Annotated in this window: 25 protein-coding genes and 1 tRNA gene; 6 read left to right on the forward strand and 20 right to left on the reverse strand. The window is 56.5% G+C overall.

Annotated elements, in window-relative coordinates; all coding sequences use genetic code 11:
- Positions 1-13: 13 nt before the first annotated feature.
- From nuoH to B9Z42_RS16115, 17 genes are all read right to left on the reverse strand, one after another.
- Entirely contained in the window at positions 14-1,096 is a 1,083-nt protein-coding gene (gene nuoH / locus B9Z42_RS08380) for an NADH-quinone oxidoreductase subunit NuoH (RefSeq protein WP_100132911.1), read from the reverse strand.
- Entirely contained in the window at positions 1,096-3,198 is a 2,103-nt protein-coding gene (gene nuoG, locus B9Z42_RS08385; protein WP_100132912.1) for an NADH-quinone oxidoreductase subunit NuoG, read from the reverse strand. The genes nuoH and nuoG overlap by 1 nt, the downstream gene beginning before the upstream one ends.
- Before the next feature lie 12 nt (positions 3,199-3,210).
- Positions 3,211-4,587, reverse strand: coding sequence for an NADH-quinone oxidoreductase subunit NuoF (gene nuoF, locus B9Z42_RS08390; RefSeq protein WP_100133061.1), 1,377 nt, complete (start codon positions 4,585-4,587; stop codon positions 3,211-3,213).
- A gap of 2 nt (positions 4,588-4,589) precedes the next feature.
- The gene (gene nuoE, locus B9Z42_RS08395; protein ID WP_100132913.1) at positions 4,590-5,105 is read right to left on the reverse strand and encodes an NADH-quinone oxidoreductase subunit NuoE; all 516 of its coding nucleotides are present in this window, start codon (positions 5,103-5,105) and stop codon (positions 4,590-4,592) included.
- Positions 5,102-6,355, reverse strand: coding sequence for an NADH-quinone oxidoreductase subunit D (locus tag B9Z42_RS08400; RefSeq protein WP_100132914.1), 1,254 nt, complete (start codon positions 6,353-6,355; stop codon positions 5,102-5,104). Before B9Z42_RS08400 ends, nuoE begins: the two co-directional genes overlap by 4 nt.
- 2 nt (positions 6,356-6,357) lie before the next feature.
- Positions 6,358-6,969 (reverse strand): NADH-quinone oxidoreductase subunit C, encoded by a 612-nt coding sequence (locus B9Z42_RS08405; RefSeq protein WP_100132915.1) that lies wholly within the window; start codon positions 6,967-6,969, stop codon positions 6,358-6,360.
- Positions 6,970-6,983: 14 nt separating this feature from the next.
- The gene (locus tag B9Z42_RS08410; protein ID WP_100132916.1) at positions 6,984-7,460 is read right to left on the reverse strand and encodes an NADH-quinone oxidoreductase subunit B family protein; all 477 of its coding nucleotides are present in this window, start codon (positions 7,458-7,460) and stop codon (positions 6,984-6,986) included.
- Positions 7,461-7,469: 9 nt separating this feature from the next.
- Complete coding sequence (locus B9Z42_RS08415) at positions 7,470-7,829, reverse strand: NADH-quinone oxidoreductase subunit A (protein WP_100132917.1); 360 nt, start codon at positions 7,827-7,829, stop codon at positions 7,470-7,472.
- Between the two features lie 86 nt (positions 7,830-7,915).
- Positions 7,916-8,000 (reverse strand) — tRNA-Leu (locus B9Z42_RS08420).
- Between the two features lie 108 nt (positions 8,001-8,108).
- The gene (gene secG / locus B9Z42_RS08425; protein ID WP_100132918.1) at positions 8,109-8,471 is read right to left on the reverse strand and encodes a preprotein translocase subunit SecG; all 363 of its coding nucleotides are present in this window, start codon (positions 8,469-8,471) and stop codon (positions 8,109-8,111) included.
- 23 nt (positions 8,472-8,494) lie between these two features.
- On the reverse strand, positions 8,495-9,253 hold the full coding sequence (tpiA, locus tag B9Z42_RS08430; RefSeq protein WP_100132919.1) for a triose-phosphate isomerase: 759 nt from the start codon (positions 9,251-9,253) through the stop codon (positions 8,495-8,497).
- Entirely contained in the window at positions 9,253-10,254 is a 1,002-nt protein-coding gene (locus tag B9Z42_RS08435; RefSeq protein ID WP_100133062.1) for an NAD(P)H-quinone oxidoreductase, read from the reverse strand. The genes tpiA and B9Z42_RS08435 overlap by 1 nt, the downstream gene beginning before the upstream one ends.
- Before the next feature lie 24 nt (positions 10,255-10,278).
- Complete coding sequence (gene pnp, locus B9Z42_RS08440; RefSeq protein ID WP_100132920.1) at positions 10,279-12,417, reverse strand: polyribonucleotide nucleotidyltransferase; 2,139 nt, start codon at positions 12,415-12,417, stop codon at positions 10,279-10,281.
- A 195-nt stretch (positions 12,418-12,612) separates the two neighbouring features.
- Positions 12,613-12,876, reverse strand: coding sequence for a 30S ribosomal protein S15 (rpsO, locus tag B9Z42_RS08445; RefSeq protein WP_100132921.1), 264 nt, complete (start codon positions 12,874-12,876; stop codon positions 12,613-12,615).
- Positions 12,877-12,987: 111 nt separating this feature from the next.
- The gene (locus tag B9Z42_RS08450; RefSeq protein WP_100132922.1) at positions 12,988-14,301 is read right to left on the reverse strand and encodes a branched-chain amino acid ABC transporter substrate-binding protein; all 1,314 of its coding nucleotides are present in this window, start codon (positions 14,299-14,301) and stop codon (positions 12,988-12,990) included.
- A 76-nt stretch (positions 14,302-14,377) separates the two neighbouring features.
- The gene (tsaD, locus tag B9Z42_RS08455; RefSeq protein ID WP_100132923.1) at positions 14,378-15,433 is read right to left on the reverse strand and encodes a tRNA (adenosine(37)-N6)-threonylcarbamoyltransferase complex transferase subunit TsaD; all 1,056 of its coding nucleotides are present in this window, start codon (positions 15,431-15,433) and stop codon (positions 14,378-14,380) included.
- 26 nt (positions 15,434-15,459) lie between these two features.
- The gene (locus tag B9Z42_RS16115; RefSeq protein WP_143474060.1) at positions 15,460-15,654 is read right to left on the reverse strand and encodes a hypothetical protein; all 195 of its coding nucleotides are present in this window, start codon (positions 15,652-15,654) and stop codon (positions 15,460-15,462) included.
- A 133-nt stretch (positions 15,655-15,787) separates the two neighbouring features.
- Here B9Z42_RS16115 and B9Z42_RS08460 point away from each other — a divergent pair, with 133 nt between their 5' ends.
- Genes B9Z42_RS08460 through B9Z42_RS08470 form a run of 3 tightly spaced genes read left to right on the forward strand, consistent with a single transcriptional unit; the run spans position 15,788 to position 18,847 of the window.
- A complete protein-coding gene (locus B9Z42_RS08460) occupies positions 15,788-16,816 on the forward strand; it encodes a MerR family transcriptional regulator (RefSeq protein WP_158235928.1) in 1,029 nt (342 codons plus the stop codon).
- On the forward strand, positions 16,813-18,132 hold the full coding sequence (locus tag B9Z42_RS08465; RefSeq protein ID WP_233203574.1) for a DASH family cryptochrome: 1,320 nt from the start codon (positions 16,813-16,815) through the stop codon (positions 18,130-18,132). The genes B9Z42_RS08460 and B9Z42_RS08465 overlap by 4 nt, the downstream gene beginning before the upstream one ends.
- A 52-nt stretch (positions 18,133-18,184) precedes the next feature.
- Positions 18,185-18,847 carry a heme-binding protein gene (locus B9Z42_RS08470; RefSeq protein WP_233203575.1) on the forward strand — a complete coding sequence of 221 codons (663 nt, stop codon included), beginning with the start codon at positions 18,185-18,187 and terminating at the stop codon, positions 18,845-18,847.
- Positions 18,848-18,897: 50 nt separating this feature from the next.
- Here B9Z42_RS08470 and B9Z42_RS08475 read toward each other — a convergent pair whose 3' ends face one another.
- Genes B9Z42_RS08475 through B9Z42_RS08485 form a run of 3 tightly spaced genes read right to left on the reverse strand, consistent with a single transcriptional unit; the run spans position 18,898 to position 21,446 of the window.
- Positions 18,898-20,160, reverse strand: a complete 1,263-nt coding sequence (locus tag B9Z42_RS08475; RefSeq protein ID WP_100132925.1) for a Y-family DNA polymerase — start codon at positions 20,158-20,160, stop codon at positions 18,898-18,900.
- A gap of 21 nt (positions 20,161-20,181) precedes the next feature.
- Positions 20,182-21,042, reverse strand: a complete 861-nt coding sequence (locus B9Z42_RS08480) for an endonuclease (protein WP_100132926.1) — start codon at positions 21,040-21,042, stop codon at positions 20,182-20,184.
- Positions 21,036-21,446: a LexA family transcriptional regulator gene (locus tag B9Z42_RS08485; protein ID WP_100132927.1), complete on the reverse strand. Its 411-nt coding sequence runs from the start codon at positions 21,444-21,446 to the stop codon at positions 21,036-21,038. Before B9Z42_RS08485 ends, B9Z42_RS08480 begins: the two co-directional genes overlap by 7 nt.
- An 86-nt stretch (positions 21,447-21,532) precedes the next feature.
- Here B9Z42_RS08485 and B9Z42_RS08490 point away from each other — a divergent pair, with 86 nt between their 5' ends.
- Genes B9Z42_RS08490 through B9Z42_RS08500 form a run of 3 tightly spaced genes read left to right on the forward strand, consistent with a single transcriptional unit; the run spans position 21,533 to position 24,849 of the window.
- A complete protein-coding gene (locus B9Z42_RS08490; protein ID WP_100132928.1) occupies positions 21,533-21,700 on the forward strand; it encodes a DUF2256 domain-containing protein in 168 nt (55 codons plus the stop codon).
- Positions 21,697-23,274: a cryptochrome/deoxyribodipyrimidine photo-lyase family protein gene (locus B9Z42_RS08495; protein ID WP_100132929.1), complete on the forward strand. Its 1,578-nt coding sequence runs from the start codon at positions 21,697-21,699 to the stop codon at positions 23,272-23,274. The genes B9Z42_RS08490 and B9Z42_RS08495 overlap by 4 nt, the downstream gene beginning before the upstream one ends.
- A 9-nt stretch (positions 23,275-23,283) precedes the next feature.
- Entirely contained in the window at positions 23,284-24,849 is a 1,566-nt protein-coding gene (locus B9Z42_RS08500) for a cryptochrome/photolyase family protein (protein WP_100132930.1), read from the forward strand.
- The last annotated feature ends 12 nt before the right edge of the window (positions 24,850-24,861 follow it).

The following is a 24,861-nucleotide window of genomic DNA, read 5'->3' on the forward strand; positions in this document are numbered from 1 at the left end:
GTGTTTTACAGCCTCAGTTCCAGATGTTCCAAGGGGTCTGCATCCAGATACCCACCACCAACAACCAAACCAGCGTCAGCGGAATGAAAATTTTCCAACCCAAACGCATGATCTGGTCATAGCGGTAACGTGGGAACGTGGCACGCACCCACAAGAACATGGTGACGACCACGAAGGTCTTCAGTCCCAGCCAAATCCAGCCCGGGATCATGTTGAACAGGGCGTTGTCAAAGGGTGACAACCAGCCGCCCAAGAACATCACGACGGTCAACATCGAAATCAAAATCATGTTGGCGTATTCGGCCAAGAAGAACATGGCGAATGACATGCCCGAGTACTCGATCATGTGGCCAGCCACAATTTCGGATTCCCCTTCCACCACGTCAAACGGGTGACGGTTGGTTTCAGCCAGACCAGAGATGAAATAGATGATGAACACAGGGAACAAAGGCAGCCAGTTCCAAGACAAGATGCCCAGGCCCTTGTCGGCCATCATGCCTTTGCCTTGACCCATCACGATGTCGGTCATGTTGAGGCTAGAAGACACCATCAACACAATCACAAAGCAAAAGCCCATCGCAATTTCGTAACTCACCATTTGTGCCGACGCACGCATGGCACCCAAGAAGGCATATTTGGAGTTAGAAGCCCAACCGGCAATGATCACGCCGTACACCTCTAAGGAGGTGATGGCCATCAAAAACAGCAAACCTGCGTTGACGTTGGCCAAAGCCACATCGGGACCAAAAGGAATCACAGCCCACGCAGCCAATGCCGGCATGATGGTCATGATAGGGCCCAACAGGAACAAACCCGTCGACGCCTTGGTGGGGATGATGATCTCTTTGGTCAACAACTTGAGCGCGTCAGCGATCGGTTGCAACAAGCCAAAGGGACCGGTGCGGTTGGGGCCCTTGCGGATTTGGGTATAGCCAATGGCTTTGCGCTCCCACAAAGTCAGGTAAGCCACGCAACCCATCAAAGGCAACAGCACCGCCACGATCTTGAGCAAAGTCCAGAGAATAGGCCAAGCCAGAGTGGTCCACCAGGCATCGGCCATCAAGCCAAAGCCTGCGTTGTAGATGTTGTCAACCATCACAGACCTCCTTGCAATTTGGCATCAGCCGTGAGTTGCAGCGATGGTGCGCGACGCACCAAGCTGTCGAGTTGGTAAATCGCCGCAGAGGCCGGCTGACCTGCAGCTGGACTCACGTCCACTTGTGCACTGCATGCGTTGGACAACAAGGCTGGCACATCGGCAGGGATGGCTTGGGCACGCACGTCTTCAATGGTCTCGAAGTCGAAGCCGGGCACGGAGAGCATGGAGCCCAACACGCGCAACACTTTCCAGGCAGGACGTGTCTCGCCCAAAGGCTTGACCACGCCATGGAAGCTTTGGACGCGCCCTTCGGTGTTGATGAACGTGCCCGCTGTCTCAGTGAATGGCGAAATGGGCAACAGCACATCGCTGATGTCCATGTTGGCCTTGAAGGGTGACAAGGTCACCACCATGTCGGCTTGACCGATGGCTTGTGCCGCAGCCGCGCCGTTGGCTGCGTCGAAGGCAGGCTCAGTGTTGAGCAACACCACCGCCTTCAAACCACCTGCCAACATTTGGCCTGCATTTTGACCGCCTGCTTTTGGCAAGGCGCCCACCACTTGAGCACCCACGGTGTTGGCGGCTTCGCCAAGGAAACCCACGGTCGCGCCGGTTTGTGCACCAATCCAGTTGGCCAAGCTCAGCAAGCTCGAAGCTTGTGGGTGGTGTGCCGCTGCGTTGCCCAACAAAATGGCTTTGCGCTCGCCGCCCGTTAATGACTTGGCAATGGCTTGTGCTTGGGCGCTGTTGGCGTTGCCCGCCACAGGCGCAGCAGCACTGGTGATGGCACCCACCGCTGCCGCGATGTCGGCCAAAGCTTGCACCCAATTGGCAGCGTCAGCCACCAAGGTGTTGGCGACGGGCATGGCCCAGTCGAAGGCTTGTCCGTTCAAGGCATTCACCTTGCCACCGTGACGCACGGCCTGGCGCAGACGTTGGGCCAACAAAGGTTGGTCTTTGCGAATGTTTGAGCCAATCACCAAGACACGTTGCAGCGTGGTGAGAGAGGCCACAGAGGTTCCCAGCCAACGAACTTTTCCGTCGTGTTGGAAGTCTGCAGCGCGCAAACGTGTGTCGATGTTTTGGCTACCCAAACCGCGTGTCAGGCTAGTAGCCAAGTACAACTCTTCCGCTGTGCTGTGTGGGCTGGCCAAGGTGCCGATGGTTTGTGCGCCATGCTGAGCTTTGACGCCTTGCAAACCATTCGCCACGTATTCGAGGGCCGTTTGCCAATCGACTTCTTTCCACGCGCCGCCTTGCTTGAGCATGGGGGTGGTCAAGCGGTCAGCGCTTTCCAAGGCTTCGTAGCTGAAGCGATCACGGTCTGCAATCCAGCACTCGTTGACGTCTTCGTTTTCCAAAGGCACGACGCGCATGACTTTGTTGTTCTTGACTTGAACGATCAAGTTTGCGCCCGTCGCATCGTGGGGGCTCACCGACTTGCGGCGGCTCAGTTCCCACGTACGTGCGCTGTAGCGGAATGGCTTGCTGGTCAACGCGCCCACGGGGCAAATGTCAATCATGTTGCCCGAGAGCTCAGAGTCCACCGATTGACCCACAAAGGTTTCAATCTCGGCATGCTCGCCACGGTGAGACATGCCCAGCTCCATGACGCCAGCCACTTCTTGACCAAAGCGCACGCAGCGTGTGCAGGCGATACAACGGCTCATCTCTTGCATGCTGACCAAAGGACCGACGTCCTTCGGAATCACCACACGTTTCTCTTCTTCGTAACGCGAGGTAGAACCGCCGTAACCCACCGCCAAGTCTTGCAACTGGCATTCACCGCCTTGGTCACAAATTGGGCAATCAAGCGGGTGATTGATGAGCAAAAACTCCATCACCGACTTTTGCGCTTTAACAGCACGGTCTGTTTTGGTGCGAACCACCATGCCTTGCGTCACAGGCGTGGCACAAGCTGGCATGGGCTTAGGGGCTTTTTCCACATCGACCAAACACATGCGGCAGTTGGCCGCAATGCTGAGTTTCTTGTGATAACAAAAATGCGGAATGTAAGTGCCAGCCTTTTCAGCGGCATGCATGACCATGCTGCCTTCTAGGACTTCAACTTTTTTTCCGTCGAGTTCGATTTCAACCATGGTGCTTATCCGTCAAACGTACGCCGGGACCATGCAGGTCTTATGCGTGATGTGGTGTTCAAATTCGTGGCGGAAATGCTTGATCATGCCGCGCACGGGCATGGCGGCTGCATCGCCCAGAGCGCAAATGGTGCGCCCCATGATGTTCTCGGCCACGTTGTCGAGCAAAGCCAAGTCACTTTCGCGGCCTTCACCACGCTCAATGCGGTCGACCATGCGCCACAACCATCCTGTACCTTCGCGGCAAGGTGTGCACTGGCCGCAGGACTCGTGCATGTAGAAGTAGCTCAAACGTTGCAGACTCTTGACCATGCAGCGGGTGTCATCCAGCACGATCACGGCGCCAGAGCCCAACATGGAGCCCGCTTTGGCGATGGAGTCGTAATCCATGGTGCACTGCATGATCACATCAGAGGGCAACACAGGCGACGATGAACCGCCAGGAATCACAGCCTTCAAAGTGCGGCCTTTGCGCACGCCACCCGCCAACTCCAACAGCTTGGAAAACGGTGTGCCCATGGGAATTTCGTAATTACCGGGACGCTCGACGTCACCGCTGACCGAGAAGATCTTGGTGCCGCCGTTGTTGGGCTTGCCGCATTCGAGGTAAGCCTGACCACCGTTGCGGATGATCCAAGGCACGGCCGCGAATGTTTCGGTGTTGTTGATGGTGGTGGGCTTGCCGTACAGACCAAAGCTCGCAGGGAACGGTGGCTTGAAACGCGGTTGGCCTTTTTTACCTTCGAGCGATTCGAGCAAGGCCGTTTCTTCGCCGCAAATGTAAGCACCAAAACCATGAGAAGCATGCAGTTGAAAACTGAACTTCGAGCCCATGATGTTGTCGCCCAAAAAGCCTGCTGCGCGGGCTTCTTCTAAAGCAGCCTCAAAGCGTTCGTAGCTTTGAAAAATCTCGCCGTGGATGTAGTTGTAACCCACGCTGATGCCCATGGCATAAGCCGCAATGGCCATGCCTTCGATCACGATGTGTGGGTTGTGCTGCAAGATTTCACGGTCTTTGCAAGTCCCAGGCTCGCCTTCGTCGGAGTTACAGACCAAATACTTTTGACCTGGGAACTGACGTGGCATGAAGCTCCACTTCAAACCCGTGGGGAAACCCGCACCGCCGCGACCACGCAAGCCGGACTCTTTGACGGTGGCAATCACCTGGTCTTGCGTCATGCCCACGGCGCCTGTTTCGGGGTCGGGCGTGCTGCCGTCTTGACCCAGAATTTTGCGCAGGGCTTGGTAGCCGCCTCGGGCTACGTAATCTTGCAAGGACCAGTTCTGGCCGTTCAAGCCAGCCAAGATTTGGGGTCCGAGGTGACGGTCGTGGAAACAAGTTTCCTCGGCGGTCGTTTGAAACTGGGAAAGCACTTGTTGAACGTTCATGCTCATTCCTTCGCAGCGCGCAAGCCGTCGACCAATTGGTCCAACTTGTCATTGCTCATGTAGCTGCACATGGTGCGGTCGTTGACCAACAACACGGGCGCATCGGCGCAAGCACCCATGCATTCGCCAGGTTGCAAGGTGAACATGCCGTCGGCGGTGGTGCCACCGACTTCAATGCCCAGTTTCTGAGTCAAATGCACCAATGCCGCCTGCCCGTTGCGCAACTGGCAAGGCAAGTTGGTGCAAACGTTGATCTTGAACTTGCCAACCGGTTTTTGGTTGTACATGTTGTAAAACGTGGTCACTTCGTGCACGGCCATTGGCGCCATGTCCAAATGCTTGGCAATGGCGCGTTCGCTTTCAGCACTGACGTAGCCCTGCTCTTGTTGCGCGATCGACAGGCAAGCCATGACGGCTGACTGTTTTTGATCTGCAGGATATTTGGCAACTTCACGGTCAAAACGCGCAAAGGCTTCGGCCGACAGCGGTAAGCTGTGGTGGGTAACTTCAGAACTCATCGGTCAATTTCCCCGAACACAATGTCCATGGTGCCAATCACCGCCACGGTGTCAGCGATCATGTGGCCACGCGCCATTTCGTCCATGGCTGCCAAATGGGCAAACCCTGGGGCGCGAATCTTTAAACGGTAAGGCTTGTTGGCACCATCGCTCACGAGATAGATACCAAACTCACCCTTGGGATGCTCGACAGCGGCATACGCTTCGCCCTCGGGCACATGAAAACCTTCGGTGAAAAGTTTGAAATGGTGGATCAACTCCTCCATGTTCGACTTCATACCTTCGCGGCTAGGCGCGGCCACTTTGTGGTTGTCTGTGATGACCGGACCGGGGTTGACGCGCAACCAGTCGACACACTGTTTGATGATGCGGTTGGACTGACGCATTTCTTCCACACGAACCAAATAGCGGTCGTAGCAGTCACCGGTTTTGCCCACAGGAATATCAAAGTCCATGCGGTCATACACGTCGTAAGGCTGGTGCTTGCGCAAGTCCCAAGTGATGCCAGAACCACGCAACATGGCGCCCGTGAAACCGAGGTTTTTCGCGCGCTCTGGGGTGACCACACCGATACCGACGGTGCGTTGTTTCCAGATGCGGTTGTCGGTCAACAGGGTTTCGTACTCGTCCACCAATTTGGGGAAACGTTGCGTGAAATCGCCGATGAAGTCGAGCAAAGAGCCTTGGCGGTTTTCATTCAAACGCGCAATCGCTTTCGCATTTTTGATCTTGCTGACTTTGTACTGAGGCATCACGTCTGGCAAGTCGCGGTAGACACCGCCTGGACGGAAGTAAGCCGCATGCATGCGCGCGCCAGACACGGCTTCGTACATGTCGAACAAGTCTTCACGTTCGCGGAAGCAATAAATCAAGATGTTCATCGCGCCGCAGTCGAAACCATGGCAGCCCAACCACAACAGGTGGTTGAGCAAACGGGTGATTTCGGAATACATCACACGGATGTACTGCGCACGCTCTGGCACTTCGAGCCCCATCATTTTTTCGATGGCCAAGCAGTAAGCGTGCTCGTTACACATCATGGACACGTAGTCGAGACGGTCCATGTAGGGCAAAGATTGAATGTAGGTTTTGCTCTCAGCCAGCTTTTCAGTGGCACGGTGCAACAAGCCGATGTGTGGGTCAGCGCGCTGGACCACTTCGCCATCGAGTTCAAGCACCAAGCGCAAAACGCCGTGTGCAGCAGGATGTTGAGGACCCAAGTTCAGGGTGTAGTTCTTGATATCAGCCATGGTCAGTGCACACCGCCGTAGTTGTCTTCACGAATGATGCGCGGCGTGATTTCGCGCGGTTCGATGGTGACGGGTTGGTACACCACACGTTTTTGCTCGGCGTCATAACGCATCTCAACGTGACCCGAGGTGGGGAAATCTTTGCGGAAGGGGTGGCCAATAAAACCGTAATCGGTCAGGAGGCGGCGCAAATCCAAATGGCCTTCAAACACGATGCCAAATAAATCGAAAGCTTCGCGTTCAAACCAATTGGCAGAACTCCACAGGTCATTGATCGAAGCGACAAGAGGCACGTCGTCGCTCACCGCAAACACGCGCACACGAAGACGCCAGTTATGACTGATCGACAGCAAATGGATGGTGACTGCGAAACGAGGCGCATCTGTGAATTTGGAGTGCGCACCGTCTTTGTAGCTGGAATAGTCCATGCCACATACGTCGATCAATTGCTCGAAACCTAAACGGGCGTTGTCGCGCAAGTGTTGGCAAACATCGTGGTAATCCGCAGCAGAGACGGTGAGGGTCAGCTCGCCCAAAGCCGAATCGAGTTGCTTGATTTGACCGCCCAGCACATCGTGCAAAGCCGCTTCAAGCGTTTGAATGGAATGACTCATCTTGAACTTCCTGCTCAGCGGGCAATGGTGTTTTCGCGACGAATCTTGCTTTGCAATTGCAAGATGCCATACAACAGCGCCTCAGCCGTGGGTGGGCAGCCCGGCACATACACATCCACAGGCACCACGCGATCACAACCACGCACCACCGAGTAGCTGTAGTGGTAGTAACCACCGCCGTTGGCACATGACCCCATGGACAAGACCCAGCGAGGCTCAGACATTTGGTCATAAACCTTGCGCAAAGCGGGGGCCATCTTGTTGCACAAGGTTCCCGCCACGATCATCAAATCGGACTGGCGGGGACTGGGGCGAAACAACATACCAAAACGGTCAATGTCGTAGCGCGCAGCGCCGGCATGCATCATCTCAACTGCACAACACGCCAAGCCAAATGTCATGGGCCACAACGAGCCCGTTTTGGCCCAATTCACCACCGAGTCGTACGACGTGGTGATGAAGCCTTCTTTGAAAACGCCTTCAAGTGACATAGTTGATCCTTATTCCCAGTCGATGGCACCCTTGATCCACATGTAGGCGAAGCCTGCAACCAGGATGGCAAGGAAGATCATCATGTCGATGAAGCCAATGAAACCAATGTCCTTGAGCGCCACAGCCCAAGGAAACAAAAATGCAATTTCCAAATCAAACAAGATGAAGAGGATGGCGATCAAGTAGTAGCGCACATCAAACTTCATGCGCGCGTCTTCAAACGCTTCAAAACCGCATTCGTAGGGAGAATTTTTCGCTGGATCAGGGCGATTTGGACCTAAGAGATAGCCCAAAACCTGAGGAACCACCCCCACGACAAGACCAATGAGGATAAAAAGAAGGACAGGGAGGTAGGGTTCTAAGCTCATCTCAATCTCGCGATATGACTATCAGTTTTAGTCAGCGAAGTTTGCTGTAACTGGATGACACCAGGGTTACAGCAAACTTTTTTGGATGGTGCCGTCGGCGAGACTCGAACTCGCACAGCTTTCGCCACTACCACCTCAAGATAGCGTGTCTACCAATTTCACCACGACGGCTTTGGGTTGATTGTTCAATGAAAACGAAGAGGGATAACGCTTCCTGAACAGCTTAAGAGTTTACTCTGAAAAGGGGCCCAATCACTCTAAAACTCAAAGGTTTTTAGCTTACTTTGTTGGAATTTGTGCGGCACCTGAAGCTGGCACAACGGCAGGTGCGGGAACAGCACCATTTTCAGTGGCAACGGGTGCAACCGCAGCACCTTCGAGCACGCTGCCAGAGCTGGCTGGGCGCAAATTACCAAAATAAGCCAAGCCCAAGGTGCACACAAAAAATACCGCAGCCAACACACCTGTTGTGCGAGACAAAAAGTTAGCACCACCCGTCGCACCAAACAAACTTCCAGAACTGCCACTGCCAAACGCAGCCCCCATGTCTGCACCTTTGCCGTGCTGAACCAAGATCAGGCCAATCATGCCCAAGGCTGCTAACAACTGGACCACTTGCACGATGTTAAGAATCAAACTCATAAAAACTCCGGAAAAAATAGATTTCAGCGCGCCGCAGCGGCAATGATGGTGAGGAAGTCAGCTGACTTCAGAGCAGCGCCGCCGATCAAACCACCATCAATATCTGGCTGGCTCAACAGTTGGGCTGCATTGGCGGCATTCATGCTGCCGCCGTACAAAATTTGGACACGGTCTGCATGCTCTGTGGCAGCGTGCAATTGCGCACGAAGTACCGCATGCACAGCTTGCGCCTCTTCTGGAGAGGCCGTTTTACCGGTGCCGATGGCCCAAACAGGCTCATACGCCACCACGATTTCGCTGATGCAATGACCGTTGGTGTGAATCACAGCGGCCAATTGGCGCTTGACCACCTCTTCGGTTTTGCCAGCGTCACGCTCGGCCAAAGTCTCGCCCACACACACAATGGGCGTGATACCCGAAGACAGTGCGCGTTGTGCTTTAGCCGCCACATGCTCATCGGTTTCGCCATGGTATTGACGACGCTCAGAATGCCCAACGAGGCAATAACGCACAGCAAAGTCTTTGAGCATGGCAGCCGATGTCTCACCGGTATAAGCGCCCTGCTCTTGAGCGGAAACATCTTGTGCACCGACCTCAATGCCCGAACCTTTGACGAGTTGCTGCACTTGGGACAAATAAGCCACCGGCACACACACCGCCACTTGCGCTTGCTTGCCATTCAATGCTTGCGCCAAACCTTGCTGGACACCTTGCAATAAAACTTCGTTGGCAGCCAAACTGCCATTCATCTTCCAATTTCCTGCGATGAGTTTTTGCTTCATCACACACTCCAGGTCAAAACGATTTTGCCCACATGCTGGTTGGACTCCATCAAACGGTGCGCATTGGCAGCACCATCAGCCGATGCCGCATCGAAGGTCGAATGAATCACGGGACGAATATGACCCGCTTCAATCAAAGGCCACACATGCTCGCGCAAATTGCGCGCAATCGCCGTTTTGAAAGACACAGGGCGGGGACGCAAGGTCGACCCTGTGATGGCCAAACGACGGCGCAACACCAAGCCAGCGTTGAATTCGCTCTGAATACCGCCCTGCACCGCAATGATGACCAAGCGGCCATCTTCGGCCATGCACGTCACTTCGCGCGCCACATAGTCGCCAGCAACCATGTCGAGCACCACATCCACGCCTTTGCCATCGGTCAGGCGCAAGGCCTCGGCAGCAAAGTCATGGGTCTTGTAATTGATGGCGTGATCAGCGCCGAGGGCCACGCAGGCAGCGCACTTGTCGTCGCTTCCTGCCGTGACGATCACCTTGGCACCCAAGGCTTTGGCCATTTGAATAGCCGTCACCCCGATACCACTTGAACCGCCCTGCACCAGCAATGTCTCGCCCGCTTGCAAACGCGCACGGTCAAACACATTGCTCCAAACGGTGAAAAAGGTCTCTGGCAATGATGCCGCTTCCACATCGCTCAAGCCTTGAGGTACAGGCAAACATTGGCCAACGGGGGCCACGCAAAACTGCGCATAACCACCACCGGCCACCAAAGCACACACACGGTCCCCGATCTTCAAGCCCGCTTCAGCCAAGGCGGAAGCATCACCAGACTCGATCACACCGGCGACCTCTAAACCCGGCACATCCGATGCGCCAGCAGGCACAGGGTAGTTACCGGTCCGTTGCAGCACGTCAGGGCGGTTGATGCCACTGGCGCTGACACGGATCAGCAATTCACCCACACCGGCTTGCGGAACAGGCCGCTGAGCAGGACGCAGCACCTCAGGGGCGCCAGGACTAGAGATTTCAACGATGTGCATCATGTGCGAACCTCGGAGCTTGGATTAAGACTGTGCGTCGTGACGATCGCCGTGGTGTTGGTCGCCCGCAGGACGCTCCATCAAGGCTTTCATCGACAACTTCACGCGACCTTTTTCGTCGGTTTCGAGCACTTTCACGCGCACGATCTGACCTTCGGCCAACACGTCAGTCACCTTCGCAATGCGCTCGTGGCTGATCTGGCTGATGTGCAACAGACCGTCTTTGCCTGGCAACAAGTTGACCAAGGCACCGAAGTCCAAGATCTTGGTGATCGGGCCTTCGTAGACCTTGCCGATTTCGACTTCAGCCGTGATTTCGGTGATGCGACGCTTGGCGATTTCAGCCTTCTCACCATCGGTGGCAGCGATGGTGATCGTGCCGTCTTCCTCGATGTTGATTTGGCAACCAGTTTCTTCGGTCAACGCACGGATGGTGGCGCCGCCCTTGCCGATCACGTCACGGATCTTCTCGGGGTTGATCTTCATGGTGAACAACTTCGGTGCAAAGTCAGACACTTCGGTCTTGGCTTCGCCCATCGCAGCTTGCATCTTGTCCAAGATGTGCATGCGCGCTTCTTTGGCTTGAGCCAATGCCACTTGCATGATTTCTTTGGTGATACCTTGGATCTTGATGTCCATTTGCAAAGCGGTAATACCGTTGGTGGTACCGGCCACTTTGAAGTCCATATCGCCCAAGTGATCTTCGTCACCCAAGATGTCGGTCAACACGGCAAAGCGGTTGCCATCTTTGATCAAGCCCATGGCGATACCGGCCACGTGTGCTTTCATCGGCACGCCCGCGTCCATCATGGACAAACAGCCACCGCAGACCGAAGCCATCGATGAAGAACCGTTGGATTCTGTGATTTCAGACACCACGCGCATGGTGTACGGGAACTCTTCTTTGGTGGGCAAAACCGCCACCAAAGCACGCTTGGCCAAACGGCCGTGGCCGATTTCGCGGCGCTTGGTTGAACCCATGCGGCCCACTTCGCCGGTGGCGAACGGAGGCATGTTGTAGTGCATCATGAAGCGGTCTTCGTATTCACCAGCCAATGCATCGATACGCTGTGCATCGCGCTCAGTACCCAAAGTGGTGACCACCAAAGCTTGGGTTTCGCCGCGTGTGAACAAGGCAGAACCGTGGGTGCGTGGCAACACGCTGTTGCGAATTTCGATAGGACGCACCGTGCGTGTATCGCGACCATCGATGCGTGGCTCGCCTGCCAAAATTTGGCTACGCACAATGCGGGCTTCGATGTCGAACAGCATGTTTTCGACTTTGACCGAATCAAACTCGACGCCATCCGCCTTCAAACCAGACATCACAGCGCCGTAAGCTTCACGGCAAGCGTGTGTACGCGCTTGTTTATTGCGGATTTGGTAGGCAGCGCGCAGCTTGTCTTCGGCTTGAGCAACAACCTTGGCGATCAGTGGCTCGTCCTTGGCAGGAGCTGTCCAGTCCCATGCGGGTTTGCCAGCGTCGCGCACCAACTCGTGGATGGCGTTGATCGCGATGTTGCCTTGCGCGTGGCCGAACACCACAGCACCCAGCATGATTTCTTCAGACAGCTGTTGGGCTTCTGATTCGACCATCAACACAGCCGCTTCGGTGCCCGCGACCACGAGGTCCATCTGGCTGTCTTTGCGTTGTGTTTGGCCTGGGTTCAAGACGTATTCGCCGTTGATGTAACCCACGCGCGCGGCACCGATCGGGCCGTTGAAAGGAATGCCAGAAATGCTCAAGGCAGCAGACACAGCGATCAAAGCCGCGATGTCAGCATCCACTTCAGGGTTCAACGACACGGTGTGAATCACCACGTGCACGTCGTTGTAGAAACCTTCAGGGAACAAGGGACGGATGGGGCGGTCGATCAGACGGCTGGTCAATGTCTCGTGCTCGCTGGGCTTGGCTTCGCGTTTGAAAAAGCTGCCGGGGATCTTGCCTGCAGCGTATGTTTTCTCGATGTAGTCAACGGTCAAGGGGAAGAAGTCTTGGCCAGCTTTGGCGATCTTCGAGCCCACGACGGTGGCCAATACCACGGTGTCGTCCATGTTGACGAGCACAGCGCCGCCCGCTTGACGCGCGATTTCGCCGGTTTCCATGGTGACCGTGTGCTGGCCCCACTGGAAGGTTTTGGTAACTTTGTTAAAAATTGACATGTTTTTTCCTAATGAAATTTGGCAAACCTCGGTGCAGTCACGATGCCATTCCAGAAAAGCTGGGACTTTTTTGGAATGACACAGCTTTCGAATCTGCGCCTCTTTGTCTTGCCTTGGGTTAAAAGTTCGTTCTTGAAAGTGCAAAACGCCTGAGCTTGTTGAAAACTCAGGCGTTTGTCGCTAAAAATTTAACGATTACTTGCGCAGGCCAAGCTTGGCGATCAGTGCAGCGTAACGGTCAAAGTTTTTCGACTTGAGGTAGTCGAGCAATTTGCGACGACGGCTCACCATACGCAACAGACCGCGACGACCGTGGTGGTCTTTGGCGTGCAATTTGAAGTGAGGTGTGAGTTCGTTGATACGAGCGGTCAGCAAAGCCACTTGGACTTCGGGACTGCCTGTATCGCCTGCGGCGCGTGCGTTGTCTTTGACGACATTAGCAATAGTTGCTGTCAACATGGTTTTTTCCTTAAATATTTGACTTGCGTTGCACCGTGGAAATTGGTGCAACGTGCTGTTGCTTTACCCAAAAGTAAAGCCCGCTGAGTATAACAGGACGCCCTCAGCGCTTCAATAGCGCTGCATTTGGCAACTCGTCGGCATCTGGGCAGCATCAGGCGAGAGTGACTTGATCACCCGAAAGCCGTAGCTTGAGCCTTCCACGTCAAAGGCCACACCCGGCTCGCCCTGGTGATCCATTTGCCCGACCACCAAGGCTTGCTGAAATTGATGGTCTGCCGCGCGCATGAATCCTTTTTGACCAAATTTTGTCAGGCTGACGCTTTCTAAAGCACGCGCCACGGGCGCAGCTTCCACCGTCCCGGCCTTTTCAAGCGCTTGCACCAAGGCCTCGACCATCAGTTGCATGCGCATGTGCACGTAGTCGTCGGCAGGCTGGGGGAAACGTTGGCGAAATGACTTGTAAAAATCTGCCGAAGGCTTGGTCTGCACATTGGGCAACCAATCGGCCACTGCCACCACACGACCAACCCCCGACTGACCAATGGCCGCAGGCGCACCTAGCGCATTGCCGTAAAAGGTATAAAACTTGCCATCAAACCCCACCTCGCGGGCCGCTTTGACCAACAGCGTCAAATCATTGCCCCAATTGCCCGTGATCACCGCTTGGGCACCACTGGCTTTGATTTTGGCGGCATAAGGCAAAAAGTCTTTCACACGCCCGACCGGATGCAGCTCATCACCCACGATCTGCACATCGGGGCGCTGCACCGTCAGTTGGCGACGCGCCTCACGCGAAACAGCCTGACCAAAACTGTAGTCTTGGCCCATCAAATACACACGCTGGGTGGCTTTGTCAGACTTGATCACTTGCATCAAGGCCGACATGCGCATGTCGGCATGTGCATCAAAACGAAAGTGCCAGAAGCTGCAACGCTCATTGGTGAGTGCAGGGTCAACGGCGGAATAATTCAAAAATAACACGCGACGCTCAGGCTCACGGTCGTTGTGCTTGTTGACCGCTTCAATCAACGCGGCGGCCACTGCGGAACTGTTGCCTTGCAACACAAAACTTGCGCCCTCATCCAACGCCGCACGAAAGGCAGAAAGCGCCTCTTCGGTTTGACCCTTGCTGTCGTGGCGCCCCAACACCAATTCGCGCGCACCGCCGGGTAATTTCACCCCGCCGCGCTGGTTCACACGCTCGACGGCCCACAACAAATTGCGATACACCGCCTCACCGGTGTTGGCAAACGGACCACTCAAGCCTTCCACCATGGCCAATTTGATGGGAGGCAAAGCGGGTTTGACTTGCGTCACCGAGGGTGCAGCTTTGGGTGTTGTGGCACCCGCCACACACGCCAGTACGGCACCACACGCCAAGACGGCAGACCGTTTCAAAGCAACACGAAAAAAAACACGCATGACGAACTCTCTCATTTAAAAACAACAGGTGAAGGCTGCGCATGCCAAGCGGCATGGCACCAAGACGCACGCCCAATCAGCCTAATTCAGCCAAAGGCCAGCGTGGTCGAATATCAAACCCGTAGTGATGAAGCGCTTGAGCTTGTCCACCCGAACCGCTTTGCAAGCGCATGGCAGCAGCCATCGCAATCATGGCGCCGTTGTCTGTGCACAAATGCAATTCGGGGTAATGCACGCGCACGCCTTGACGCTTGCAAGCGGCATTGAGTTGTTCGCGCAAATGCCGGTTGGCCCCTACGCCACCGGCCACCACCAAGCGCTTCAAGCCGGTTTCACGCAAGGCCGTGAGTGATTTTTTCAACAGCACATCCACAATCGCAGCCTCGGTCGATGCGGCCAAATCAGCCTTGCGGGCTTCTAAATCATCACCCAGTTTTTTGGCTTGGGTCATGACCGCCGTTTTCAAACCGGCAAAAGAAAAGTCCAAATTTCCGTTGTGCAGCAGCGGTCGCGGCAACTTAAAAGCAGCCGGATCGCCCTGCTCCGCCAACTTCGACAAAGCAGGACCACCGGGGTAACCCAAGCCCATCAGCTTGGCAGACTTGTCAAACGCTTCACCCGCCGCATCGTCAATGGTTTCACCGAGCAATTCATAACGACCCACACCATCGACGCGCATGAGCTGTGTGTGCCCACCCGATACCAGCAAAGCCACAAACGGAAACTCAGGCGGATCGGCACTCAAAAAAGGCGACAACAAGTGCCCCTCCAAATGGTGCACACCCAACACAGGCTTTTGCAGCGCAGCGCCCAGCGCACACGCCACGCCTGCGCCCACCAGCAACGCACCCGCTAAGCCAGGACCTCGGGTGTAAGCCACCACATCGATGTCTTGCAAACTTTTTTGAGCCTCGGCCATCACCTCACGCGCCAGCGGAATCACCCGGCGAATGTGGTCACGGCTCGCCAACTCGGGCACCACACCGCCGTAGGCTTGGTGCATGGCAATTTGGCTGTACAGGGCGTGCGATAGCAATCTTGGCAGCACCGGTTGCGGCTCAGGGTGCGCGTCTAATTCCACGAGCGCAACACCCGTTTCATCGCAGGAAGATTCAATACCAAGGATCAACATAGGCGCAGAGTTTATGCGCCAGCACCTTACTTGGACGGGATGTCGGGGTGAGTCGCCGAAGACAGACTGGGCGCGTCTGGCACGCTGGAGCCCGTCGCAGCGGGGGCATCAGCACGGGAAAAACTCATTTTCTCGCCATCCCAGCGCTGGCCGCACCAGCACACACCATCGGCGTTGATGATGCAGGTTCCGGTGCCGCAGCACCTCACGTCATCGGTCATGTCTCATCCTTCAGGTTGGACGTTAAAACTAAGTTGCGTTGAATTTTTAAGGATAAACCTACGCGACACCTTGAATATCTATTCAAATAAAATATTTCAACACATAATCTACGCAAATTCTACTCAAATAATGATGTCAAACACCAGTGCCCTGCCAACAACCGCTCTGTACCGCATTGGTGCTGTGTCCAAAACCGCAGGCATTCCTGTGTCGACGCTGCGCATTTGGGAGACGCGCTACGGCGCATTCACCCCCGTCAAGACCGAAGGCAAGCAGCGTTTGTTTGCCGAGCACGATGTCTCGAAAGCCTTGCTGCTCAAACAGCTGTCGCAAAACGGCCATGCCATCAGCACCATCGCCAACCTCGACCTAGAGCAACTTCGCCGCATGAGCAACTTGCCGCACCACACATCGCCGAGCGTGGTGACACCTGGCCTGCCCGTCTCATTGGCGGTGGTCGGCCTGAGCATGGCCAATCGGATTGAATCCCAGAAATTTGCAGCGGGCTTGAAACAAAACCAAATCAAAGTCACCGATGTGTTGCAGGACTTGAGCACCGCCTCACAGGCCGAGTTGCCTCAGCAACCGCAGGTACTGCTGGTCAAAGTCAACACCTTGCAAACAACGGTGCACACCGACCTTCAAGCGCTGGTTGCCAAGCATAAATTTGCGCAAACCATCGTTATTTATAACTTTGCAACGGATGCGGTGGTTCAGGCCATGAAGTTTTCGGGTTTCATCGTGCGGCGTGAACCCATCTCCGACATCGAGTTGGCTGAGTTGCTGCAATCGGTTTTGTTTGTCGATCCTGAGCGTGCGCAAGAGTTCGGCACCACGGGGGCAGTCATTGCGGCACGTAAATACTCAGACGCCACCCTCAGCCGCGTGGCGGGCATTTCTACCAATGTGCTGTGCGAATGCCCGCGCCATGTGGCCGAGCTGATTGCACAGCTTGCCAGCTTTGAGCAATACAGCCAAGAGTGCTTGAATCGAAACGCCGAAGACTCACACCTGCACGCTTACCTGCGCTCTATTTCAGGGTCTGCACGCTCGCTGTTTGAAAACGCTTTAGAAAAAATTGCAGCGCATGAAGGCATTGATTTGCGGGACGATGTGCGGCCCCAAGATCGCCACGTCGCCGTGTTTCACGGAAAAAAATGACACATCCGGCCACCATCTCGGGCGTCGTTTACTGGTTCAGAAACGACCTGCGCCTCCACGACAACCCAGCCCTGCAACACGCCATCGCACTGGCCGAGCGGCACCGTACGTGGCTGCTGCCGGTTTATGTGCACGACACCGCCTTGCAATTGACCAGCCCTTGGGGCTTTGTGCGCACCAGCGAGCACCGCTTAGCCTGGGCGGCCATGGCCGTGCACGATGTGAGCGAACAGTTGGCTGCACTTGGCAGCCAGCTGCTACAAATCAGTGGCGATCCTAGCCAGGTGCTGGCCGAGCTGATGACCCGCCTCGGTGCCAGCACACTGGTGTGCGAAGACATTGCGGCCCCCTACGAAGAGGCCCACATCCAAGCCCTGCAAAAAGGAGGACGAGAGGTGCAGACCGTGTGGCAATCCACGTTGATGGCCCCCGACCAACTGCCCTTCGAGCCGCACGATGTGCCCGATGAGTTTTCTAGCTTTCGCCGCGCCGTTGAGCGCCATGCGTGCGCACCGGCCAAGCCAGCAGCCGCCATCACACGCCTGCCTGCGCGGCCGGAGAACCTGCCACACGACGCCCTAGCAACCCACGCCAGCACCTACACCCCACTGAACGATCCACGCTCTGCATTTCCTTGGTCGCAGCCTGCGTTTCATGGCGGCGAACGTGCGGCACTTGCGCATCTGGCGCAATACTGCAGCCGAGGTTTGCCGCACAGCTACAAGGCCACGCGCAATGGACTTTATGGGGCCGATTACTCCACCAAGTGGTCACCGTGGTTGGCCACTGGCGCGCTGTCTGCGCGTCAGGCATGGGCGGCCATTCAGGCCTTTGAAGCGCAACACGGTGCCACGGACAGCACCTACTGGATCAGCTTTGAGCTGCTGTGGCGCGACCACTTCCGCTGGCTGCACCTCAAGTACGGCGAGCGCATGTATTGGCAACGTGGCTTGTCGGACGCCCCGTTACAACAACGCGCCCACAACGCACGCGGCTTTGAGCGCTGGCGCACAGGCCAAACGGGCCACGCGCTGATTGACGCAGGCATGCGCGAACTCAACGCCACAGGCTATTCGTCCAACCGTTTGCGGCAAAACCTAGCGAGTTTTTTGATCCACGATTTGCACGGCGATTGGCGTGCCGGTGCCGCTTGGTTTGAATCGCAGCTGATTGACTTTGACATCTACAACAACCAAGGCAACTGGTTGTACCTCAGCGGTCGCGGCACTGACCCCAGAGGGTCCAGGCGCTTCAACCCCGATAAGCAGGCACACGACTACGACGCCGACGGCACTTACCGCAAACTCTGGCTTTGAAACGCTGGCTTGTCCATCCCCTGATCGAACACCTGCTGGAGCAACTGCCGTCATGCGCTTAAACACTCACACCCTCATCGCCTTGTTGGCTGGATTTTTATGGATGGAACCGACCATGGCCACGGAAGAACCTCGCTACGACGTGCGCATCGCGCAAGGCCCCTTCGAGCTGCGGCACTACGCGCCCACCTTGATCGCCGAAACCGTGGTGGACGGCGACATGGATGCTGCATCTGGCAAAGGCTTTCGCTTGATTGCTGATTACATCTTTGGCAACAACCGCGCTGCGGGCTCACAACAAGCCGCCAAAATTGCCATGACGGCCCCTGTGACGATGGAGCCCCAATCTTCAAAAATTGCCATGACAGCGCCCGTCACCATCGAGCCACAATCGGGCAACACCGCGATGGTTGAGGCGAACCAATGGCGCATCCACTTTGTCATGCCCAGCCAATACACCTTGGCCAACATTCCCAAACCCAACAACAGCGCGGTGACCTTGCGCGAGCTACCGCACAAGTACTTTGTGGTGTACCGCTACTCGGGCTTCAACACGCAAGCGGGGGTGCAAGAAAAAACCAACGAAACCTTGGCATGGGCCAAGCAACAATCCCTTCAGGTGATAGGCACGCCGCAGCTCTCGCGCTACGACCCGCCTTGGACGCTGCCCATGTTCAGGCGCAACGAAATCATGGTGGAAGTCGCCGCGCCATGATCGCCAGCGCCTACGTGGCGCTACGCCAACAGCGCTAAAACACAGACCCATCACACCACAGGCACTTGCTGCCAGTCCGTGGTGTAGCTCGGCGACTTGTGGTTTTGGTTCATTTGCCAGGTCTTGAAAGCGCCTTGCGTCGACACCTTGACTGTGCCGCGGCCATAGCGTTGGTTCAAGCCATCAATCACAGCCATCAAGTGGCTGGCTGGGGCTTGCGCAGGCTCTAGCCAATCGGTTTGGTGCGTGGTGACGGCCGAAATATCGCTCAGCATGATGCCGGCTTTTTTGTAGCCGTACCCCTCTTTGAACAAGCGACTCACCAAGTAATCAGCCCAGCGGTTGACCACCAAACTGTCTTGCGTGGGCTGCGGCAGCGGCAAGGTGAATGACGGGTTGTACTGAGGCTGGTCTGGGCGAAACCGGTTGGTGCGCAAAAACACGTGAATGGCCCCCGCGTGCGAGCCCTGCGCGCGCAGCTTGACGCAGGCATTGGCCGCAAAGGTGCTCATGGCGTCTTGCAGCACGACCAGCTCGTGGACGGTTTGGCCAAAGGATCGGCTGCACACAATTTGCTGCTTGTCGGGCGCCATGTCTTGCAGTGCGAGGCAGGCCACGCCTTGCAGCTCGCGCTGCGTTTTCTCTAACACCACACCAAACTCGGCACGCAAGGTGGGCGTGTGTGCACCGCGCAAATCAGCGGCCGTGTGAATGCTGTGTTCAGCCAGCCGTGCGCTCAGGCGTTGGCCGACGCCCCACACCTCGCCTACCTCAATTTGGCCCAAGATGCGCGCTTGCTGGGCGTCGCTCAAATCGTTGTAATTGAAAACGCCTTTAGACCTCGGGTGCTTCTTGGCAATGTGGTTGGACAGCTTGGCTAAAGTCTTGGTCGGGCCAATGCCCACACACACCGGAATGCCTGTCCAAGCGATCACGCGGTCACGCATTTGGTAACTCAGGGCTTTGAGTTGGGGCATGCCCGTGAGGTCGACAAAACACTCGTCAATCGAATACACCTCATGTTGCGGGGCATAGTCAGCAAGGATGGACATGACGCGGTTGGACATGTCGGCGTACAACGCGTAATTGGAGCTCAGGGCCACCACGCCTTGCTCTTTAGCCTGTTGCGCGTACGCAAACCACGGCTGGCCCATGCGCACGCCCAAGGCCTTGGCCTCGTTGGAGCGTGACACCGCACAGCCGTCGTTGTTGGACAGCACCACCACGGGCACGCCCTTCAAGTCGGGGCGAAACAAGCGCTCGCAACTGACGTAAAAGTTATTGCAATCGACCAAGGCAATTTGCGAGGGCATGGGGTTCAGAGTGTTGCGGACTTACCGCGCTGGCTCAACCACCGCTGTTTTCAGCATGATGGGCCGCACCAAAATTTTGTAGCTGTCCAAATCAAACTCGCGCGGCGCTGCGTCGCTCAACGCCAAGGCTTGACCGAAGTGCGGAGACGGCGGAGACGGCGAAGATGGCAATGACCGCGAGCACTGCGTGCCCAAATAACACCAGTTGTTCACACGGTGGCGCTGCACCCAAGTGCCCGAGGTTTCCACCACATCCACCGCACCGGCAAAGGGCCACACCTCAACCTGCGAATCACACAGGGCCGAGAACAAACGCGCGTCATGAATGCCTCGATCTTCCTGGCCCACACACACGCCCAAACAGGTTTTGATTTGCACCCCAAAGCAGCCGCGCTGGCCGGCTTTCTCAAGCCCCAACACCGACAAACACAAGCTGTGCTGCTCGGCCAAGGCCTTGAGCTTGGCCGCAGCCGCATGCGGCGATGCAAACAAACCGTACAGCGCAGGCGTGGTGCCCAGGTTGACCAACTTGCTGTCCACCACCTCGGGCACCAACCCAGCGGGCGACTGCACCAAACGAATCGAACACAAGCTGCGAATACGACGCAGCCGCTGGTTGAACAGCGGGTTGTCGGTTTTGATCATGCGCGACTCCAACAGCAAAGCACCCATCTCACCCGCGGTTTCGATGAAATCGATGCGGCGCGTTTGCGCCACCATGCGCGCCTCGTCGGGCGCGCGCAGGTGGCTCATGACGCGGCTGCGAATGTCCACACTTTTGCCAATATACAAAGGCAAGGGGCTGTCACCTCGAAAAATATACACACCCGCGCCGCGTGGCAACGCCGCCAAACTGTCGGGGTCAATCTGGTGGGTCAGCACAGTTTGTGGATGTTGTGGGTCACCACGCCCCACACCACGAAGTCGTCTTCTTCTTTGATGCGTCGGGGTTCGTAACTTGGGTTTTCGGCCATCAGCTGCACCACGCCCGCGCGTCGGTGCAAGCGCTTGACCGTGAACTCGTTGTTGAGCTGTGCCACCACAATGTGGTTGTGCTTGGGGTCAATGCTGCGGTCTACCAGCAAGGCGTCGCCCTCGTAAATGCCGACCCCTGTCATCGAATCGCCCTTGACACGAAACACATACGTGGCCGCTTTGTTGCGAATCAAATGTTGATTGAGGTCGATGCGTTCTTCGGTGTGGTCGGCTGCTGGCGACGGAAATCCCGCAGGCACCAACCAGCCGCACACATCCAGCCACACGCCGCCCACGTCCAGTGGCAGCATAGGATGAGAGAGTTCTTTTAAATGTGACATTTGCTTATAATACTGTACAAATAAACAGCCCAATTCAAGACACGCCCGACCACACCATGCCGCCAAAAAACACGTTCAAAGGCAACAAGCAAAGCCTGCCCAGCAAACCCTGCAAAACCTGCGGGCGCGACATGACGTGGCGCAAAGCGTGGGCCAAAAACTGGGAACAGGTGCTGTACTGCTCAGACGCTTGCCGCAAAAACAAATCGGCCACGCCCCCATGAGCTACGCACTGGTTTGGTTCAAACGTGACCTGCGCTGGCAAGACCACGCGGCGTTGGCCAACGCTGCGCAGCAAGGGCCTGTCCGCTGCATTTACGTGGTCGAGCCCGAGCTGTGGCTGCAACCCGATGCCGCCTTGCAGCACTTTGAGTTTGTGCGCGAATCGCTGCAAGCACTGGATGCTGAGCTGCGTTTGCAAGGCGGCTGCGTAGAAGTGCACACGGGTGAGCTGCCCGAGGTGTTGAGCCGCATTTGGCAAGAAGCGCCCTTTCGCACACTGCACGCGCACCAAGAAACCGGCAATGGCTTTACTTATGCGCGTGACCTACAAGTGGGCGCGTGGTGCAAAGCCCACGGTGTGGGATGGCATGAGACCCCTCAGTTTGGTGTGGTGCGTGGGCTGAGAAACCGCAACTTGTGGCAGCCTGCTTGGGAAAGGCACATGGCAGAGCCTGTGCGAGATGTGGGCGCTTTGCAGTTTTGGCAATGCCAGACATTGAGCCGCGCTGGGTGCACCCCCTCGCAGATGCAAGCCCCCGCGCACCTGCAGCACAACCCGCCGCTGCGCCAACGTGGTGGCCGCCCGTTAGCCTTGGCCACCTTGCACAGTTTTTTGCATGCCCGCAGCTTGGGCTATCGCGGTGGCATTTCGTCGCCGCTGTCGGCACCCGATGCATGTTCGCGCCTGTCGGCGTATTTGGCTTGGGGCTGCATCAGCATGCGCGAGGTGGTGCAGCACACGCGCGCTCAGATCGCCCAGCTGCCTCCCAGCGCCAGCCGACACCGTGCAGGATTAACGGGCTTCATCAGCCGTTTGTATTGGCACTGCCACTTCATCCAAAAGTTAGAGAGCGAACCCGCCATCGAGTGGCACAACATGCACCGAGGCTACGACGGTTTGCGCGAACACGATTTCAACGAAGCGCACTTTGAAGCCCTCAAAGCCGCCCGCACCGGTTGGCCCATGGTCGACGCGTGTGTGACCATGCTGCGCGAGACGGGCTGGCTGAACTTTCGCATGCGGGCCATGCTGGTGTCGGTGGCGGCTTACCCTTTGTGGTTGCACTGGCGGCCCGTGGGCGAGTGGCTGGCCACGCAGTTTTTAGATTACGAGCCGGGCATCCACTGGAGCCAGTTGCAAATGCAATCAGGCACCACAGGGATCAACACCACACGCGTTTACAACCCCATCAAACAAGCGCAAGACCACGACCCACACGGCCGCTTCGTTCGTCAGTGGTTGCCCGAGTTACGCCAAGTGCCCGACACTTGGCTGTTTGAACCTTGGCTCATGCCGCACACCATGCAAGTGCACCTCGGTGTATTTGTCGGCACTGACCTGGCGCAACCCGTGGTCGACTTAACCCAAGCAACACGCGAAGCGAAGCAATTGCTGCACAGCCGACGCCAAACCGACGAGGTCAAAGCCGCAAAAAAAGCGGTGGTCGACAAACACGCCTCGCGTAAAAACTGGGGTACAAGCACAAGCGCACGCCGCACACCTACACGCAAAGCAACACGAGCCTCTGCCGACACCACCCAAGCTGCCAAAGCGCAACTTGGTTTCGATTTTTAAAAAGCCCACATGACCACACCCCGACAACGCCTCATCCTCATCTTGGGCGATCAGCTCGACGAAGACGCCTCTGCCCTGAGCGACTTCAACCCCGCACACGACACGCTGTGGATGGCCGAGGTGTTGGAAGAATCCACGCACATTCCCTCGTCCAAGCAACGCACCACGGTTTTCTTAAGCGCCATGCGCCACTTCGCAGCGCACCTGCAAGCACGCGGCTGGCCGCTGATTTACAGCCAACTCGATGACCCACACAACTCAGGTACGCTGGCGGGTGAATTGGCCAAAGCCATCGCCCAAGTCAAGCCGCAACAACTGGTGATGACCGCCCCCGGCGACTGGCGCGTGTTGCAAAGCCTGCGCGCTGTGGCCCAACAACACGACTTGCCACTGGAGATCAAAGACGACACGCACTTCTTCAGCACCGTGCGCGACTTTGCCGCCCACGCCGCGGGTCGCAAGCAGCTGCGTCTTGAATACTTTTACCGTGAGCTACGCCAGAAAAACGGCATCCTGATGGAAGGCAAAAAACCCATCGGCGGCCAATGGAACTTTGATGCCGACAACCGAGGCAGCTTTGGCAAACAAGGCCCAGGACTGCTGCCCGCCCCCACACGCGTAACCCCCGACACCATCACCCAAGATGTGATGGACATGGTCAATAAAAAATTAGCGCATCACCCAGGCTCAATTGCCCAATTTGGCTGGCCCGTGACACGCGCACAGGCCTTGGTCGCGCTGTATGAATTCATCACTCACCGACTGCCCAGCTTCGGGCTGTACCAAGATGCCATGTGGGAAGGCGAAGTGTGGCTGTACCACTCTCACCTGTCGTGTGCGTTGAACCTGAAGCTGCTCAACCCACGCGAAGTGGTAAGTGCGGCAGAGGCCGCGTTGCACAAGGGCCATGCGCCCCTAGAAGCGGTCGAAGGTTTTGTGCGGCAAGTTTTGGGCTGGCGTGAATACGTGCGCGGCATTTACTGGACCCACATGCCCGACTACGCCGAAGGCAACGCTCAGCAAGCCCACGAGCCGCTGCCCGCGTTTTACTGGACCGGCAACACCGAGATGGCTTGCTTGCGCGACGCCATTGGCCAAACCCTGCAACACGGCTATGCACACCACATTCAACGCTTGATGGTCACAGGCCTGTATGCCTTGATGCTGGGCGTAGAGCCCAAACAAGTGCACCAGTGGTACCTCGGTGTGTATGTAGACGCGGTGGAGTGGGTCGAGCTGCCCAACACCTTGGGGATGAGCCAGTTTGCCGATGGCGGCCTGATGGCCAGCAAACCTTATGTGGCCAGTGGCAAATACATAGACCGCATGAGCAACCATTGCAAAGGATGCCGCTTCAACCCCGCCGAATCCACAGGCGACACGGCCTGCCCCTTCACCACCTTGTATTGGGATTACCTAGGCCGCCACGCCGACATGCTGGCCAAAAACCCGCGCATGCTGATGCAACTGAAAAACCTCAACCGTCTCACCCCTGAGCAACGTGAGGCTATTGCCACGCAGGCACAGACACACCGCACCCAACTTCGCGCCAAAGAAAAAGCCCCCCAAGCCTGACGGCTTGGAGGG

This window comes from Limnohabitans sp. B9-3, assembly GCF_002778325.1.
GTDB lineage: Bacteria > Pseudomonadota > Gammaproteobacteria > Burkholderiales > Burkholderiaceae_C > Limnohabitans > Limnohabitans kasalickyi.

Excerpts from the sequence above, each read along its gene's own strand:
- B9Z42_RS08435 (WP_100133062.1), bottom strand. The coding sequence starts at position 10,254 with ATGCACATCGTTGAAATCTCTAGTCCTGGCGCCCCTGAGGTGCTGCGT.
- B9Z42_RS08410 (WP_100132916.1), bottom strand. The coding sequence starts at position 7,460 with ATGTCACTTGAAGGCGTTTTCAAAGAAGGCTTCATCACCACGTCGTAC.
- B9Z42_RS08405 (WP_100132915.1), bottom strand. The coding sequence starts at position 6,969 with ATGAGTCATTCCATTCAAACGCTTGAAGCGGCTTTGCACGATGTGCTG.
- nuoH (WP_100132911.1), bottom strand. The coding sequence starts at position 1,096 with ATGGTTGACAACATCTACAACGCAGGCTTTGGCTTGATGGCCGATGCC.
- B9Z42_RS08415 (WP_100132917.1), bottom strand. The coding sequence starts at position 7,829 with ATGAGCTTAGAACCCTACCTCCCTGTCCTTCTTTTTATCCTCATTGGT.
- nuoE (WP_100132913.1), bottom strand. The coding sequence starts at position 5,105 with ATGAGTTCTGAAGTTACCCACCACAGCTTACCGCTGTCGGCCGAAGCC.
- tpiA (WP_100132919.1), bottom strand. The coding sequence starts at position 9,253 with ATGAAGCAAAAACTCATCGCAGGAAATTGGAAGATGAATGGCAGTTTG.
- B9Z42_RS08400 (WP_100132914.1), bottom strand. The coding sequence starts at position 6,355 with ATGGCTGATATCAAGAACTACACCCTGAACTTGGGTCCTCAACATCCT.
- secG (WP_100132918.1), bottom strand. The coding sequence starts at position 8,471 with ATGAGTTTGATTCTTAACATCGTGCAAGTGGTCCAGTTGTTAGCAGCC.
- B9Z42_RS08500 (WP_100132930.1), top strand. The coding sequence starts at position 23,284 with ATGACCACACCCCGACAACGCCTCATCCTCATCTTGGGCGATCAGCTC.
- B9Z42_RS08465 (WP_233203574.1), top strand. The coding sequence starts at position 16,813 with ATGACACATCCGGCCACCATCTCGGGCGTCGTTTACTGGTTCAGAAAC.
- B9Z42_RS08495 (WP_100132929.1), top strand. The coding sequence starts at position 21,697 with ATGAGCTACGCACTGGTTTGGTTCAAACGTGACCTGCGCTGGCAAGAC.
- B9Z42_RS08460 (WP_158235928.1), top strand. The coding sequence starts at position 15,788 with ATGTCAAACACCAGTGCCCTGCCAACAACCGCTCTGTACCGCATTGGT.
- B9Z42_RS08450 (WP_100132922.1), bottom strand. The coding sequence starts at position 14,301 with ATGCGTGTTTTTTTTCGTGTTGCTTTGAAACGGTCTGCCGTCTTGGCG.
- B9Z42_RS08475 (WP_100132925.1), bottom strand. The coding sequence starts at position 20,160 with ATGCCCTCGCAAATTGCCTTGGTCGATTGCAATAACTTTTACGTCAGT.
- pnp (WP_100132920.1), bottom strand. The coding sequence starts at position 12,417 with ATGTCAATTTTTAACAAAGTTACCAAAACCTTCCAGTGGGGCCAGCAC.
- nuoF (WP_100133061.1), bottom strand. The coding sequence starts at position 4,587 with ATGAACGTTCAACAAGTGCTTTCCCAGTTTCAAACGACCGCCGAGGAA.
- nuoG (WP_100132912.1), bottom strand. The coding sequence starts at position 3,198 with ATGGTTGAAATCGAACTCGACGGAAAAAAAGTTGAAGTCCTAGAAGGC.
- rpsO (WP_100132921.1), bottom strand. The coding sequence starts at position 12,876 with ATGTTGACAGCAACTATTGCTAATGTCGTCAAAGACAACGCACGCGCC.
- B9Z42_RS16115 (WP_143474060.1), bottom strand. The coding sequence starts at position 15,654 with ATGACCGATGACGTGAGGTGCTGCGGCACCGGAACCTGCATCATCAAC.
- tsaD (WP_100132923.1), bottom strand. The coding sequence starts at position 15,433 with ATGTTGATCCTTGGTATTGAATCTTCCTGCGATGAAACGGGTGTTGCG.
- B9Z42_RS08485 (WP_100132927.1), bottom strand. The coding sequence starts at position 21,446 with ATGCTGCCACTGGACGTGGGCGGCGTGTGGCTGGATGTGTGCGGCTGG.
- B9Z42_RS08470 (WP_233203575.1), top strand. The coding sequence starts at position 18,185 with ATGCGCTTAAACACTCACACCCTCATCGCCTTGTTGGCTGGATTTTTA.
- B9Z42_RS08490 (WP_100132928.1), top strand. The coding sequence starts at position 21,533 with ATGCCGCCAAAAAACACGTTCAAAGGCAACAAGCAAAGCCTGCCCAGC.